The following is a 13909-nucleotide window of genomic DNA, read 5'->3' as shown; positions in this document are numbered from 1 at the left end:
CTCCGTCTCGTCAGTTCGCACAGTAGCTGTAGGGAAGATAGGAGCGACCGTCCCCGCGGGGCGCCCCCAGGAACTGTGCGTCGGTCAGCGTCTCCGACTTCTTCTCCGTGCTGATCGTCATGCCCAGACTGAGCCCGAGATTCAACTCGAAGCCGTACTCGGCCGCGTTCACCTCGCCGGTGTACGTCATCCGGCTCGACCTGCCCTTGTCGAACATCAGCCGCCCGAAGGGGTCGTCGGCGCCCGGCCGGGAGGTCGGCGCGTGGTCGTCGAACATGTACTGGAAGGGCGTGGCGACCTGCTCGTTGTTGCTGTCCAGCCACCGCTCGGCGACCGCCCGGTCCGCGTCGCCCTCGGGTCCGGGGTCGAAACTGACGGAGTTGGTGACGATCTCGATGCCGGTCTGCGAGTCCGTGCCCTTCACGCCGGCGTTCCCGCCCCGCCTGTCGCCGCCCTGCTTGCCGTTGTCACCGCCGGCCTTGGCGCCGTCCTTCTGTCCGCCCTCCTCGACGGTCCGGGTCATGTCGACGCGGACCAGCTTGCCGGTCCCCTTGTCGTAGGTGACCGTGATGGTGCCGGTCTGCGTCGTGTTCGCCGCGTACTCGCCGCTGAGCGGGCCCGCCTCGTAGCCCACCTTGGAGCCGTACTCGATGGACGAGGAGTACGTGTACGACTTGGTGTTCTTGTAGGCGTTGTCCGTCCAGGTGACCTCGGGGGAGTACTTGAAGGTGCCGCCGAGCGCGGCGCTCAGCTTCTTCTCGTCGCCCGCCGAGATCTTCAGGCCGGCCGATGCCGAGGCCTCCAGACCCACCTTGCCGTAGGTGATCTGCCGGTTGCCGCCGAGATGCTCCTCGATCCGGTTCCGGGTGTCCTCCTCGTCCTTGAGCGGACCCGTTCCGAAGAGGTAGGCGATGCTGTCGCCGAGGCTCGCCTCCGCGCCGCCCGGCATCGTCCGCCGCATCTCGTACATCTGGAGCTTCTCCACGTCGTCCCGGAACCGCTGGGCCTCCTCCGGGCTCTCGAAGACCCAGGTGTCGCCGTTGGTGACCTTGATGCCGAGCCCGAGCTCCACCTTGTCGGTGCCGAACTTGCCGACCTTCATACCCGGTTTGAAGTCCTTCTTGGCGGCGACGGACGCGGCGGCGGTGAAGGTCAGATAGACCAGCTGGTCCTTGCCGTCCACCGTGCCGTCACCGTTGACGTCCGTGTTCGCCTTGATGTGCTGCTCCTGGAAGCCGTACTCCTTGCCGATCTCCCAGAAGAAGACCTTCGCCTTGGAGCCCGCCTTGTCGGTGACGGAGGAGACCTGGCACAGCGCCGGCTCGAAGTCGGCGTCGGTGAGGGGCTTGCCCGGCCCGGGCCCGCCCGGGGCGCAGTCGCCGTCACCGGCCACCTTGCAGATCTGCGCGGCGATCTTGTCGTAGACGAGCTGACCGACGCCGGTGGCCGAGACCGCCAGGACGATCGCGGCGCTGACGACGACCATGCCGAGGTACTCGGTGCCGGTCGCGCCGCGATCGTCGAAGACCGGTCTGCGTCCGTACGTCCGTATGCCACCCCCGCCAGCCATACGGCACCCCTCCTTGCCCGAACCACGTGCCCGTGGACGGTGAGAGTAGGGACGCGTCCCGGCGGAAGGCGTGGGCCTCAGGGCCCAAACGGAGGCCCACCGTCAACACTGGGCCCTCCGGGACCACCGGCCGGGACCACCCGAGCCCCCGCCGACGACCGGCAAGATGCTCAACCTGCCCCGTTTTGGCGCATCTTGTGCAACGACAGTTGCTCTCCAGCTACACAAACGCTGTTCTCCGGTCACAGAGCCGTGGATACAGTGCTGAGGTAGTCACGCAGTGAAGTCACCGAGGTGGGCCGCCGTGACAAGGCGGCGCGCCGACGGGCATGGGGAAACGGGGAGCTGCGCGTGCCAACTGCCATTGCCGTGACCAGTGCCGACATGGCGCTGCCGCCACAGGACGAACGCACCCTGCCCGCCGTCGTGCTGCGGGACGTCGACCGGCGCCCGCTCGAGCAGGCCCTCGCCGACATGCAGACCCTGGTCGAGCACCACGGGCATGTGATCGTGGTCTGCTCCCAGGCCGCGCCCCTCGCCGTGCAGCGACGGCTGTACACCCTGCGCTCCCTCATGGAGACCGACCGGATCGCCCTCTTCCAGCCCGATCTGCCCCCGCTCGGACTCGCCGTCCTGGCCCGCCAGTTACGGCAGCTCGCGTCCTGCGACATCAGCCCCGGCGTGCTCGCCTCGGCGGGGCGGCTGCTCGTGCACTACATCCACGCCGGCGCGCTGCTCAACTCCGTCGCCCGGCTCGACCGGGTCCCCGTCGGCCTGAAGTCGCACGCCAAGTCCTGGGTACCCGGAAGCCAGTTCGGCGTCCTCGCCCACCCCGAGCCGCAGCTCGTCAGGATCACCCCCGAAGCCGCCCTGCCCGGCCCTGAGTTCGGCACCTGGATGCTGGTCGCCAAGGGGCAGCTCCAGTCCGACTGGGTCACCGGCACCCTCGCCCCGGCCTGGAAGGTCCAGGGCCTGCGCGAGACCCCGCTCCCGGCCGAGTCCCCCGGCTGGTGGGGCACCGGCAAGCTGATCGAGTTCTGCAGTTACCTGCCCGACCTGTCGGTCCTCTACCAGCTGGTCACCTCCGTACGGCGGACCCGCTGCCACTGGTGCGGCATCGACGTCATCGGCGACCGCTGCGTGTTCTGCTCGGCCACGCCGCCCGTTCACGACCAAACCCGCCAGAACCCGCACGAGAACCAAACACCCGTCGGGTGAGTCCTGAACCACAGGGCGCGCCACGGGACTCGCGTCCCAGGGTCCTGGTCCCGGCCCGCACGGACCACCGCTCACACCCATTCGTTTCCGCTCGACCGATATCCCCAATGAGGTTGTACGGTTCATGAACTCCCGTCAGCGCCGCGGCGTGATTCTCCTGCTCCTGTCGGTCGTCTGCGCCCTCGGCGCCTTCACCGGCGTGCTGTCCGTCATCAGCGACGTGAAGTCCAAGGTCGGTCCCGAGGTCACCGCCTACCGGCTCAAGTCGGACGTACCGCCCTACACCACCCTCAGCACGGGCCAGTTCGAGAAGATCAAGATGCCCGAACGGTGGCTGTCGGACAACGCCGTCACCGACCTGCGCGAGATCCAGGGCAAGATCGCCGTGACCACGCTGCAAGCGGGCTCGCTGCTCCAGTCCGACATGATCGTCCGCCAGCCGGCCCTCCAGCCCGGGCAGCAGGAGGTCGCCATCATGATCGACGCGGCGACCGGTGTGGCGGGCAAGATCACGCCGGGCGCCTCGGTCAACGTCTACGCCACCTTCGAGGGCAAGCGCGAGGGCGACCCCGACCAGTCGAAGATCATCGTGACCAACGCCAAGGTCCTCGACGTCGGCGAACTCACCGCGCTGAAACCGGACGAGAACAACCGCACCCAGCAGCCCACCGACGCCGTCCCCATCACCTTCGCGCTGTCCGCCCTGGACGCCCAGCGCCTCACCTACGCCGAGTCGTTCGCCCAGCGGGTCCGGCTCGCCCTGGTCGCGCCCGGCAGCGACACCACCGTCCCCGAGCAGGACCGGACGTACGAACTCGCGAAGGACAAGTGAGAGGCCCGCATGCCCACGAGGATCCTCCCGGCAGTCGGTGACGCGGACGCGGTCCGGTCGATCACGACGCTCCTCAGCCAGCTCCCGGACGCCGAGCCGGTCGCCCCGGTGGTCGACTCCACCCAGCTCATCGACACCCTCGCGCGGCTGGCCGCCGAGTCCGTCGACGAACTGCCCGAGGTCGTGGTCGTGCACGAGCGCATCGGCCCGGTCCCCGCGCTGGAACTGATCCGCGAAGTCGCCCTGCGCTTCCCGGCCGTCGGCGTCATCCTCGTCACCTCGGACGCGAGCCCCGGCCTCATGCAGGCCGCCATGGACTACGGCGCCCGCGGCATGGTCGCCCTGCCCCTGAGCTACGAGGAACTCGCCAGCCGCGTCCAGGCGGTCGCCCAGTGGTCCGTCGGCGTACGCCGGCACCTGGGCGCCGGCGCCGACGTGTTCACCGGTGTCGGAGGCACGGTGGTCACGGTGAGCGGAGCCAAGGGCGGCGTGGGCACGACCCTGACAGCGATCCAACTGGCCCTCGCCGCCCAGGCCTCCGGACGCAGCACGGCGCTGGTCGACATGGACCTGCAGACCGGTGATGTGGCCTCCTACCTGGACGTCCAGTTCCGCCGGTCCGTCGTCGACCTGGCCGCCATCACGGACATCTCCCCGCGTGTCCTGGCCGACGCGGTCTTCCGCCACGACACCGGACTCGCCCTCCTCCTCGCCCCGGCCGAAGGGGAACGCGGCGAGGACGTCACCGACCGCGCCGCCCGCCAGATCGTCAGCGCCCTGCGCTCCCGCTACGAGGTCGTCGTCATCGACTGCGGCGCCCAGCTGAACGGGGCGGGCGCGGCCGCCGTGGAGATGGCCGACAGGGCCCTGCTGATCACGACGCCGGACGTGGTCGCGGTACGGGGCGCCAAGCGGGCGGTGCGGATGTGGGACCGGCTCCAGATCCGCAAGGCCGAGGAGACGACCGTCGTCGTCAACCGGTACTCGCGCGCTACGGAGATCCAACCGCCGCTGATCCAGAAGATCACCGGCACGGCCGTCGCGGCCACCGCGGTCCCCGCCAACTTCAAGGAACTCCAGAGCGTCGTGGACGCGGGCCGCATCCACGAACTGGAGAGCAAGAGCTCGGTCAAGCAGGCCCTGTGGGGCCTGGCCGGGGAACTGGGGCTGGTCAAGGTCCCCGAGGGCGCCCAGAAGGCGGGCCGGTTGCGGGGGGACCGGGGGTCGGTGAACTTCCGGCGGCGGAAGGAGGGAGGGGGATGAGAATGCCCAGGTCCGCGAGACGGCGGGACGACGGCCAGGTCACCATCGAGTTCCTCGGCATGATGCCGACGATCATCGTGACGCTGGTGGTGCTGTGGCAGCTCGTGCTGGTGGGCTACACCTACACGCTCGCGGGGAATGCCGCGGACGAGGCGGTGCGGGCGGGGACGGCGGCCGAGTACGACCGTCCGGGCAAGTGCGAGCAGGCGGGCCTGGACAAGCTGTCGGACGCGTGGCGGGCCGGCGCCCAGGTGGGCTGCACCACCGGGGGCGGCTTTGTCACCTCCGACGTCGAGCTCGAGGTCCCCGTCCTCTTCCCGGGCACGATCGCCTTCCCGTTCACGGTCGAGGGCCACGCGGGTGCGGTCGAGGAGGCGAAGTGAAATGGCGTACGTCCGTAGAGAGCGCGACCGCGGCCAGGTCGCCATCGAATACCTCGGGTTCCTCCCGATCCTGCTGCTCGTCGGCATGGCGGCCGTACAGCTCGGGCTGATCGCGTACACGGCGCAGCAGGCGGGGACGGCGGCACGGGCGGGGGCGCGCAGCGCGTCGCTCCAGCAGGGCAGCGCCCAACAGGCCTGCACGACCGCGGTCAGCAGCTGGCTGGCCGACGGAACCGACTGTCCCGAGGCGCCGGGAGGTGACGAGGTCACGGTCACCGCCACCGTCGACATCCCGTCCATCGTCCCCGGCTGGGACTTCGACCCGGCACGGAAGACCGCCACCATGCCGCTCGACCACTGAGGCCGTCGGCAACGACCACTGAGGCTGTCGGCAACGAACGAGGAGCACGGGAGACCATGAGCCTGCGAGCACGCATCAACTCCCCGGAGGACAACGGCAACCGGGGCGAGGACGGCCACATGGTCGCCTCCTACCGGGCCAAGCTCCTGGAGGAGATCGACCTCGCGGAGATGGGTTCGCTGGCCGCCGCCGAGCGCAGGGCGCGGCTGGAGCGGGTGCTCGGGCACATCATCAGCCGTGAGGGCCCGGTGCTGTCGACGGTGGAGCGTTCGCAGCTGATCCGCAGGGTGGTGGACGAGGCGCTGGGCCTCGGCATCCTGGAGCCGCTGCTGGAGGACGCCTCCATCACGGAGATCATGGTCAACGGCCCGGACGCGATCTTCGTGGAGCGCGGCGGCCGCGTGGAGCAGCTGCCGATGCGCTTCGCCTCGAACGACCAGCTGATGCAGACGATCGAGCGGATCGTCTCGACGGTCAACCGCCGCGTGGACGAGTCGAACCCGATGGTCGACGCCCGCCTCCCCTCCGGCGAGCGCGTCAACGTCATCATCCCGCCCCTGTCCCTGACGGGCGCCACGCTCACGATCCGCCGCTTCCCGCGTTCCTTCACACTCCAGGAGCTGATCGGCCTGGGCTCGCTGGACGAGCACATGCTGTACCTGCTGGCGGGCCTGGTGCAGGCGAAGTTCAACGTCATCGTCTCGGGCGCGACGGGCACCGGCAAGACGACGCTGCTGAACGCTCTGTCGGGCCTGATCCCGGAGGGCGAGCGCATCATCACCATCGAGGACTCGGCCGAACTCCAGCTCCAGCAGGCGCACGTGATCCGCCTGGAGTCCCGCCCGGCGAACGTGGAGGGCAAGGGCCAGATCACGATCCGCGACCTGGTCCGCAACTCCCTCCGTATGCGCCCCGACCGCATCGTCGTCGGTGAGGTCCGCGGCGGCGAGTCGCTGGACATGCTCCAGGCGATGTCGACGGGCCACGACGGCTCGCTGGCCACCGTCCACGCCAACAGCGCGGAGGACGCGCTGATGCGCCTGCAGACCCTCGCCTCCATGTCGGAGGTGGAGATCCCCTTCGTGGCGCTGCACGACCAGATCAACAGCGCGGTCGACGTCATCGTCCAGCTGACCCGCTTCGCGGACGGCGCCCGCCGCATCACCGAGATCGCGCTGCTGGAGAGCCACGGCAGCGAGCCGTACCGACTGGTCACGGTCGCCCGCTTCAACGCCCGGCCCATGGCGGCGGACGGCCGTATCCACGGCGCCTTCGAGTACCACCCCCTCCCGCGCCGCACCGCCGACCGCCTCTACATGGCGAGCCAGCCCATTCCCCAGGCCTTCGGCATCGCCCAGTCCGCGGACCAGCTAGCCACCCGAGAAGCCAGGTAGGAACCGTCCCCATGGAACTGCACACGCTCATCACGCTCACGACCGGCATCACCTTGCTGACCTGCGTCCTGACGGTCATGGGCCTGCACTCCTACGCCATGGGCAAGGCGCAGCGGCAGGCGCTCGTCGACCGCCTGTCGGCCACCGGCCAGATCCAGGTCGGCGGCCGGCGCCGGAACTTCCGCGGGATCGACCGCCGCCTGCGGCGCACCAAGCTCGGCAAGAAACTGGAACTGCGCCTGGCGGCAACCGGCCTGGACATCACCCCGGGCGAGTTCTTCGTCTACATACTCGCCACGGTCGCCGGCCTGTGGCTGATCGGCCAGGCGGCCCTGGCCCCGTTCTTCGGCCCGCTGGCCGGTCTGCTGGGCATCTGGGCGGCCCTGCAGTTCCTCAACTGGCAGCGGCAGAAACGCATCGAGAAGTTCATCAACCAGCTCCCGGAACTAGCCCGCATCCTCGCCAACGCGACCCAGGCGGGACTCGCGCTGCGCACGGCGATCGGCATGGCCGCGGAGGAACTGGAGGCCCCGGCGGGCGAGGAACTCGGCAAGGTGGCCGACCAACTGGCGATCGGCGCGTCGATGGACGACGCCCTGGGCGAACTGGCGGACCGCCTCCCCTCCCGGGAACTGGTCGTCCTGGTCACCACGCTGGTGCTGTCCAACCGCGCGGGCGGCCAGGTGGTCAGCGCGCTGCGGAACCTGACGGAGACGCTGGAGGAACGCAAGGAGACGCGACGGGAGGTCCGCACCCAGCTGTCGCAGGTGAACATGACCTCGTACGCGGTGCCGGTGCTGGGCGTGGGCTCCCTGTTCCTGATGAACGGCGTGAAGGACGGGGCGCTGGAACGCATGACGGGCTCACCGTTCGGCCAGGGGGCGGTCATCATCGCCTTCTCCCTCTACGCCGTCGGCTTCATCCTCATCCGCCGCCTGTCCCGCATCGACGTCTGAGAAGGCCGGAGCAGAATTATGGGACTTCTTCTCGCACTGGTCATGGGCCTCAGCGTCTGGGGCGCCTTCGCCGGCATCCGCATGTACCGGGCCGAGGCCAAACTCCCCGGCGACCTGGCGCTCGCCCTGGAGGTCGGCTCCACCCGCACCGGCGCGGTGGACTCGCTCATCGATCGCCTGGGCATGCGCTACGCCCCCGCGGTCCTGCGCCTGATGGGCCCCAAGCAGGTCGCCAAGTACCGACGCAAGATCGACCTCGCGGGCAACCCCGGCGGCCTGACCATCGACCGCTACGCCGCCCGCCGAGCGGTCTACGGCTTCCTCGGTGGCGTCGGCTTCCTGGTCTTCCTGATGCGCGGCCAGCTCGTCGTGGCGCTGCTCCTGCTCGCCTTCGGGGCGTTCTGGACGGAGGTCGGCATCTGGGCGGCGATCCGCATCCGCAAGGACGTGATCGAGCGGACCCTGCCGGACTTCCTGGACGTGCTGGCGGTCGTGGTGAGCGCGGGCCTGGGCTTCCGCCAGGCCCTGGACCGCGTCGCCTCGAAGTACGAGGGCCCCTGGGCCGACGAACTGCGCATCACCCTGCGCCAGATGGACCTGGGCATGAGCCGCCGCCAGGCCTTCGCGGAACTGCGCCGCCGCAACGACTCCGAACAGGTCGCCATGTTCGTCACGGCGTTGCAGCAGGGCGAGGAACTGGGCGCCCCGATCGTCGACACGCTGGTGGCCCTCGCCAAGGACATGCGCCGTACGGATGCGCAGAACGCCCGCCGCAAGGCCGCGCGTGCCGTGCCCAAGGCCACGATGATGATCACGACCTTCATGGTTCCGGCCACGATGCTCCTGCTCGGCGCCGGGCTGATCCTCGGCTCGGGCACCGACTTCGGCGTTGTCACGGGCGAGTAGGGGGGCGACACCATGTCGATGACGGGAGAACGCACCGGGCGGCTGCGCCGCCGCCCGAGAACACCGGAGATCACCACCCCACCGGCAGGCACCGTCCTGCCGGCCCACGTCCGCACGGGCGCCCCCGACATCCCGGTGACGTCGGCGACACCGGCGCTGCCGCCGGGGTGGGAGCGGGCGGACGCGCCGGGGGGCAGGGCGGACACGGCCATGCCGGTACGTGTGAACGGCGGTCCGGCCGCCGACGGTGCTCAGCTCCCACCGGGGCCCCCCGCACCCGGCGACGAAAGCCGCACCGGTGGTGCGGCTGGTGCCGCCGGTGCCCCTGGTGCTGGTGCTGGTGGTGCTGCCGGTGCTGATGGTTCCACTGGGAAGTCGATCCCGGTCGAAGGCCGGACGAAACCCGCCCCCGAACACCCGGCGATACCCATCCAGATCAACGCCCTGCAGGCCATGTGCCGGCAGGTCTTCGGCTTTCGGCTGGCCATGATCGCCCTGGCCACCCCCACCGCCCTCATCAACGCCAACGAAGGCCTCCCCACCCGCCTGGTGGGCGCGGCCGTGGTCGTCACCTTCATGACCTCCTACGTCCTGTTCAGGGACTGGGAACGCTTCGGCCCCCTCCTGCTGCGCCATCCCACTCTCCTGGCCGCGGACACCCTCTTCGGCGCCCTCCTGCTCATCTCGGCGGGCCCGGGCAGCACCCTCGCCTACGTCAGTGTCTGCACCCCTCTCCTCGCCGGCCTGGTCTACGGCTGGCGCGGAGCAGCCGCGTTCGCGTCCCTCCAGGCCCTGCTGCTCCTCCTGATCCAGGCGGCGATGGAGGACCCCCAGCCCGGCATCGCCGAGTCGTCCCTCCTCCCCGGCCTCTGTGTCATCGCCGGAGCCGTCGGCTCCAGTCTCCGCAACCTCATGCTCCGCTTCGGCGCGGCCACCCAGGCCCTGACGACGGTTCAGGCCCGCCTGGCCGTCACGGAGGCGGTCGGCGCGGAACGGGCCCGACTGGCCCGCGAGATGCACGACTCGGTCGCCAAGACCCTGCACGGCGTGGCCCTGGCCGCGGACGGTCTGGCGGGCTCGGCGGGCGCCGCCCACATGGACGTGGCCCTGGTGAAGCAGCAGGCCGACCTGGTGGCCCGGTCAGCCCGCCGAGCCGCCGCCGAATCCCGCGAACTCCTGGCGGACCTGCGCCGCGAATCGGACCCCGGCCAGGGCACGGACGTACTGGTCGAACTGGCCGCGCGCACCCGGGACTTCAGCGCCCGCACGGGCCTCCCGGCGGTCTACCACCCCACCGGTGACCACTCCGTGCCCCCTGTCCCTCCCGCCGTGGCCCGCCAGCTCCTCACCATCGCCTCGGAGGCCATGGAGAACGCCCACCGCCACGCGGGCCCGACCCGGGTCGACGTCCGCGCGGGCGTCCACGGCGACCTGCTCCGCATCAGCGTCTACGACGACGGCCGCGGACTCCCGCCCGGAACCACCCTCGAACAACTGCGCCGAGCCGGGCACTTCGGCCTGGTCGGCATGGTCGAGCGGGCCGCTTCGGTGGGCGCCCGCATCCGCATCGGCCGGGGCGGCCACCCCAAGGGAACGGAAGTCCGCCTGGAGCTACCACTGGCGGCCCTGACCGCACCCCACGGCTGACCACCCACGACCATCCATGAACCACGCCGCACACGTCCCCCCCACGACACGAGAGGAGGCAGCCGATGCCGGACCAGACGACCCCTCACCCCGGCGCCTCACAGCCGCCACCGCCACAGAACCCGTTCGGCTTCCCGCAGCCCGCACGGCCGAGCCGCCTCAGGGTCGTCGTGGCCGACGACAACCCGGTGGTCCGCGCCGGCCTCACCGCCCTGCTCTCCGGCCGCGAGGACATCACGGTCGTGGCGGAGGCGGCCGACGGCCGCGAGGCCTACGAGGCCGCCCAACAGCACCGCCCGGACGTCGTCCTCCTCGACGTGCGCATGCCCGGCGTGGACGGCATCTCGGCGCTCCCGTACCTGGTGCGGATCGCCCCGGTCGTCATGCTGACCTACAGCAGGGAGTCGGAGATCGTCCAGGAGGCCCTCCGCCGAGGGGCGGGCGGCTACCTGGTCCACGGCGAGTTCACGGCCGGTCAGCTGGTCGACGCGGTCAGGGACATCAAGCAGGGCAGGGCCCACTTCACGCCCACGGCGGCGGGAGCGCTGCTGGCCCAGCTCCGTCAGGGCCAGGGCCAGGGCCAGGCTCCGGGGAACTCGCCGCTACCGGATGGACTGGGACAGGCGAATGCGAATGCATACGGAAATTCCACTTCCGCATGGCCGCATAATCAATCCCAACACCCCGCTCAACCAGCAGATATGAGCCTCCCGCATGTCCCCGCCCCACCCACTTCCCCAGAAAACCTTTCGCAAGTGCAACCGGATGTGGGACAGTCTTCGTCTGGGTGGACGAGTGGCCGTCCGGCCGCTCCCGACAGGTCGCGGTTCCAACTGAGTACGAGGGAGGCGGAGATCATGGACCTCATCGCGTCCGGCATGAACAACCAGCAGATCGCCGCCACCTGCTTCATCAGCGAGAAGACGGTCAAGAACCACATCAACCGCATCTTCGCCAAGCTCCACAGCACCAGCCGCTCCGAGGCCGCGGCGAAGTGGCTCGGCACGGCACCGGGCTCACACCGAGGACTGGGGTGACCTTCGGTGACGGTATGGGGGGAGAGTTCGTTGGGCCCGCTCGATTGGGCCCTGGATTGGGCCCTGGGACCCTCTGGGGGACGGGGTGTTCCGCCGTACGTTTCTGGTGTCGAAAGCGGCACCGCCGAAACCGGAGGGGAACATCATGAGCGACCTGATGCTGAAGACGGCTGTTGCGACCAAGGTCCGCGTGAACGGCTGGAAGAACACCACGGTCGAGGCCATGCAGCGCCGGTCCGGCGACAAGGGGCAGACCGCGGTCGAGTACCTGGGCATCATCGCGGTGGTCGTGGCGATCGTGCTGGCGATCACGGGTACGAACATCGGTCAGACGATCCTCACCAAGATCCAGGCTCAGATCGCCAAGGTCGCTCCTTGATGCGACCTCGCCGGTACGGCGACGCAGGGCAGGCCTTCCCCATCTACATCACGGTGGTGGGGGGCCTGCTCTTCCTCGCGTTTGCCTACTTTGCGGTCGGCCAGGCCGCGGCGAATAGGAACGGCGCCCAGACCGCAGCCGACGCGGCGGCCCTCGCTGCTGCCCAGGACAGGCGGGATCAACTCGCGGGCGCGTGGGTGAAGGACGTACTCGACCCGAGCAAGTGGCAGGGCATCTTCAACGGGATGGCCGAAGGGATCGGACCGTCGTGCTGGCGGGCACATCAGCTCGCCGCACAGAACGATGCCCGAGTGACCAGCTGCCCCGATCCGGAGGGGCCGCTGCGCTTCACGGTCGAAGTCGAGACCAACAAGCCCATGGGAGACTCCGTTGTCCCCGGCGAGGCGAACCGGAAATCGAACGCGTCCGCCACAGCCGTGATCGAGCCTCGCTGCGACTTCGACCCCCCGGCTGCGGACGCCGGGCCCGAGGTACTCCCGCGGCTTTTGTGCGACGGCGACCGGAACTGGGACCTGGATCCGGACGATCTCGATCTCGATGCTCTGCCGAAACCCGAGGACCTCTTCGACGTCCACCTGGCCGACTGACAAGCGAACGACGAGTGATGAAGGAAGCAGAGAGATGAGCATTCGGTTCACTGCCGGCGCCCGCAGGGGGATGGTCGCGCTGACCCTTGCGGCCGGACTGGCCCTCAGCGCGGCCGGCTGCGGCGGCGGAGGCGGGGACGACGACAAGGCGAGCCCGTCGGCGTCCGCTTCCAAGGACAGTGGATCCAAGCCGAGTGCTCAGGAGGGGCAGGCGGAGACTCCTCTGGCCGAACTCAAGGGCACAGACGGGCTGCTCCTGCAGGTCACCTCCGCTCAAAGGGACGCTGGCGGCTTCGTCACGGTGAGCGGCAACTTGAAGAACGACGGAGCGGAGTCGGTGGCCATCCCCGCTCAGACGAGTGGTGACGAGACCGAGGTCATCAAACACGGCCAGTCGCTCGGCGGTGCGACTCTCGTGGACTCCAAGGGGAAGAAGCGCTACTACGTCCTTCGTGACACCGACGGACGTCCGCTGACGACGACGGGCCTCACTACGCTCGACACCGGACAGACGCTCCCCGTGTTCATGCAGTTCCCTGCCCCGCCGGCCAGCACGACTGACGTGGCTCTGCAACTGCCGACGTTCTCCAGCGGCACCATCAAGATCTCCGGGTGAGGCCGGTCATGACCCGTACACACACCCGGAAGGCGACACCACGCCTCGCCCTGGTCCTCACCGCCGCCTCGGTCATGGTCGCCACGAACCTCTACGGCGCCGTGTCGGCCCATGCCGACGAAAGCCCCAGCGTGCCCCCGGGAACCGAGGCCTCGGCCTCCGCCCCCGTCAAGGTCGACCCGAACGACCCCGACCTCAAACTCCCTGAGGGCGCCACCCTGGCCGCCGCCAAGGTCCTCGACATCAAACAGGTCGTAGAAGACCAAAGCGGCGACGAACGCCGGGAAGACACCAACGCCGACGTCAAGTTCGCCCTCCAGGCCGAGGTCCTCTTCGGCAAGGACAGCGCGAAGCTCAGCGCCCAGGCGAAGGCCCGCATCTCCGCCATCGCCGAGGAGATCAAGACTCAGAACGCGACGAAGATCCGCGTCTTCGGCTTCACCGACAACCTCGGCTCCTCCGCCCACGGCGACGTCCTGTCCAAGCAGCGCGCCAACGCCGTACAGGAGGTCCTGGACCAGGAGCTGAACGACTCCAACGTCACCTACGAGGTACGCGGCTACGGCGAGCAGTACCCGATCGCGGACAACTCCACGGAGGCCGGCCGCAAGAAGAACCGCCGCGTCGAGGTCTCCTTCCCGCGCACGGAGAGCTGAGTCACCAGCAAGCCCTCACCGGGGCCCGTCTCGTGCCACGGCAGGCAGGGACGGGCCCGGGCCCTGCGGTTCAAGTTGGGCCA

General features: G+C 69.6%; 15 protein-coding genes. 14 read left to right on the top strand and 1 reads right to left on the bottom strand.

The genetic code is table 11. The features are described 5' to 3' along the window. Window positions 1-10: 10 nt before the first annotated feature. Window positions 11-1570: a hypothetical protein gene (locus QC385_RS28345; protein ID WP_279544219.1), complete on the bottom strand. Its 1560-nt coding sequence runs from the start codon at window positions 1568-1570 to the stop codon at window positions 11-13. Between the two features lie 384 nt (window positions 1571-1954). Between QC385_RS28345 and QC385_RS28340 the strand changes: the two genes are divergently transcribed. From QC385_RS28340 to QC385_RS28275, 14 genes are all read left to right on the top strand, one after another. Continuing rightward, window positions 1955-2788 carry a hypothetical protein gene (locus tag QC385_RS28340; RefSeq protein ID WP_279544283.1) on the top strand — a complete coding sequence of 278 codons (834 nt, stop codon included), beginning with the start codon at window positions 1955-1957 and terminating at the stop codon, window positions 2786-2788. A gap of 124 nt (window positions 2789-2912) precedes the next feature. Further along, window positions 2913-3620 carry a Flp pilus assembly protein CpaB gene (gene cpaB / locus QC385_RS28335; protein ID WP_279544218.1) on the top strand — a complete coding sequence of 236 codons (708 nt, stop codon included), beginning with the start codon at window positions 2913-2915 and terminating at the stop codon, window positions 3618-3620. A 9-nt stretch (window positions 3621-3629) separates the two neighbouring features. Beyond that, window positions 3630-4883: an AAA family ATPase gene (locus tag QC385_RS28330; protein WP_279544217.1), complete on the top strand. Its 1254-nt coding sequence runs from the start codon at window positions 3630-3632 to the stop codon at window positions 4881-4883. Then, on the top strand, window positions 4880-5266 hold the full coding sequence (locus QC385_RS28325; protein ID WP_150482777.1) for a TadE/TadG family type IV pilus assembly protein: 387 nt from the start codon (window positions 4880-4882) through the stop codon (window positions 5264-5266). Before QC385_RS28330 ends, QC385_RS28325 begins: the two co-directional genes overlap by 4 nt. Window position 5267: 1 nt before the next feature. Continuing rightward, window positions 5268-5627 (top strand): TadE/TadG family type IV pilus assembly protein, encoded by a 360-nt coding sequence (locus tag QC385_RS28320; RefSeq protein ID WP_279544216.1) that lies wholly within the window; start codon window positions 5268-5270, stop codon window positions 5625-5627. A 56-nt stretch (window positions 5628-5683) separates the two neighbouring features. Beyond that, the gene (locus tag QC385_RS28315) at window positions 5684-7021 is read left to right on the top strand and encodes a CpaF family protein (protein WP_279544215.1); all 1338 of its coding nucleotides are present in this window, start codon (window positions 5684-5686) and stop codon (window positions 7019-7021) included. An 11-nt stretch (window positions 7022-7032) separates the two neighbouring features. Next, window positions 7033-7977 (top strand): type II secretion system F family protein, encoded by a 945-nt coding sequence (locus tag QC385_RS28310; RefSeq protein ID WP_279544214.1) that lies wholly within the window; start codon window positions 7033-7035, stop codon window positions 7975-7977. A gap of 18 nt (window positions 7978-7995) precedes the next feature. Continuing rightward, window positions 7996-8883 (top strand): DUF5936 domain-containing protein, encoded by an 888-nt coding sequence (locus QC385_RS28305; protein ID WP_279544213.1) that lies wholly within the window; start codon window positions 7996-7998, stop codon window positions 8881-8883. Between the two features lie 12 nt (window positions 8884-8895). Further along, a complete protein-coding gene (locus QC385_RS28300; RefSeq protein ID WP_279544212.1) occupies window positions 8896-10530 on the top strand; it encodes a sensor histidine kinase in 1635 nt (544 codons plus the stop codon). Window positions 10531-10595: 65 nt separating this feature from the next. Next, window positions 10596-11567, top strand: a complete 972-nt coding sequence (locus QC385_RS28295; protein ID WP_279544211.1) for a response regulator transcription factor — start codon at window positions 10596-10598, stop codon at window positions 11565-11567. 145 nt (window positions 11568-11712) lie between these two features. Then, window positions 11713-11946 carry a hypothetical protein gene (locus QC385_RS28290; protein WP_184987627.1) on the top strand — a complete coding sequence of 78 codons (234 nt, stop codon included), beginning with the start codon at window positions 11713-11715 and terminating at the stop codon, window positions 11944-11946. Then, window positions 11946-12554: a pilus assembly protein TadG-related protein gene (locus QC385_RS28285; protein WP_279544209.1), complete on the top strand. Its 609-nt coding sequence runs from the start codon at window positions 11946-11948 to the stop codon at window positions 12552-12554. Before QC385_RS28290 ends, QC385_RS28285 begins: the two co-directional genes overlap by 1 nt. Window positions 12555-12588: 34 nt before the next feature. Further along, entirely contained in the window at window positions 12589-13170 is a 582-nt protein-coding gene (locus tag QC385_RS28280) for a hypothetical protein (protein WP_279544208.1), read from the top strand. An 8-nt stretch (window positions 13171-13178) separates the two neighbouring features. Further along, window positions 13179-13826, top strand: coding sequence for an OmpA family protein (locus tag QC385_RS28275; RefSeq protein ID WP_020276598.1), 648 nt, complete (start codon window positions 13179-13181; stop codon window positions 13824-13826). Window positions 13827-13909: the final 83 nt, after the last annotated feature.

The sequence above is a fragment of the Streptomyces sp. DH10 genome (genome assembly GCF_029813805.1).
Classification (GTDB): domain Bacteria; phylum Actinomycetota; class Actinomycetes; order Streptomycetales; family Streptomycetaceae; genus Streptomyces; species Streptomyces coeruleofuscus.
The sequence above is the reverse complement of the archived record's forward strand: the minus strand, read 5'-3'. Positions and strand labels throughout refer to the sequence as shown.

Excerpts from the sequence above, each read along its gene's own strand:
- QC385_RS28275 (WP_020276598.1), top strand. The coding sequence starts at position 13,179 with ATGACCCGTACACACACCCGGAAGGCGACACCACGCCTCGCCCTGGTC.
- cpaB (WP_279544218.1), top strand. The coding sequence starts at position 2,913 with ATGAACTCCCGTCAGCGCCGCGGCGTGATTCTCCTGCTCCTGTCGGTC.
- QC385_RS28305 (WP_279544213.1), top strand. The coding sequence starts at position 7,996 with ATGGGACTTCTTCTCGCACTGGTCATGGGCCTCAGCGTCTGGGGCGCC.
- QC385_RS28345 (WP_279544219.1), bottom strand. The coding sequence starts at position 1,570 with ATGGCTGGCGGGGGTGGCATACGGACGTACGGACGCAGACCGGTCTTC.
- QC385_RS28295 (WP_279544211.1), top strand. The coding sequence starts at position 10,596 with ATGCCGGACCAGACGACCCCTCACCCCGGCGCCTCACAGCCGCCACCG.
- QC385_RS28320 (WP_279544216.1), top strand. The coding sequence starts at position 5,268 with ATGGCGTACGTCCGTAGAGAGCGCGACCGCGGCCAGGTCGCCATCGAA.
- QC385_RS28315 (WP_279544215.1), top strand. The coding sequence starts at position 5,684 with ATGAGCCTGCGAGCACGCATCAACTCCCCGGAGGACAACGGCAACCGG.
- QC385_RS28340 (WP_279544283.1), top strand. The coding sequence starts at position 1,955 with ATGGCGCTGCCGCCACAGGACGAACGCACCCTGCCCGCCGTCGTGCTG.
- QC385_RS28300 (WP_279544212.1), top strand. The coding sequence starts at position 8,896 with ATGTCGATGACGGGAGAACGCACCGGGCGGCTGCGCCGCCGCCCGAGA.
- QC385_RS28285 (WP_279544209.1), top strand. The coding sequence starts at position 11,946 with ATGCGACCTCGCCGGTACGGCGACGCAGGGCAGGCCTTCCCCATCTAC.
- QC385_RS28330 (WP_279544217.1), top strand. The coding sequence starts at position 3,630 with ATGCCCACGAGGATCCTCCCGGCAGTCGGTGACGCGGACGCGGTCCGG.
- QC385_RS28290 (WP_184987627.1), top strand. The coding sequence starts at position 11,713 with ATGAGCGACCTGATGCTGAAGACGGCTGTTGCGACCAAGGTCCGCGTG.
- QC385_RS28325 (WP_150482777.1), top strand. The coding sequence starts at position 4,880 with ATGAGAATGCCCAGGTCCGCGAGACGGCGGGACGACGGCCAGGTCACC.
- QC385_RS28280 (WP_279544208.1), top strand. The coding sequence starts at position 12,589 with ATGAGCATTCGGTTCACTGCCGGCGCCCGCAGGGGGATGGTCGCGCTG.
- QC385_RS28310 (WP_279544214.1), top strand. The coding sequence starts at position 7,033 with ATGGAACTGCACACGCTCATCACGCTCACGACCGGCATCACCTTGCTG.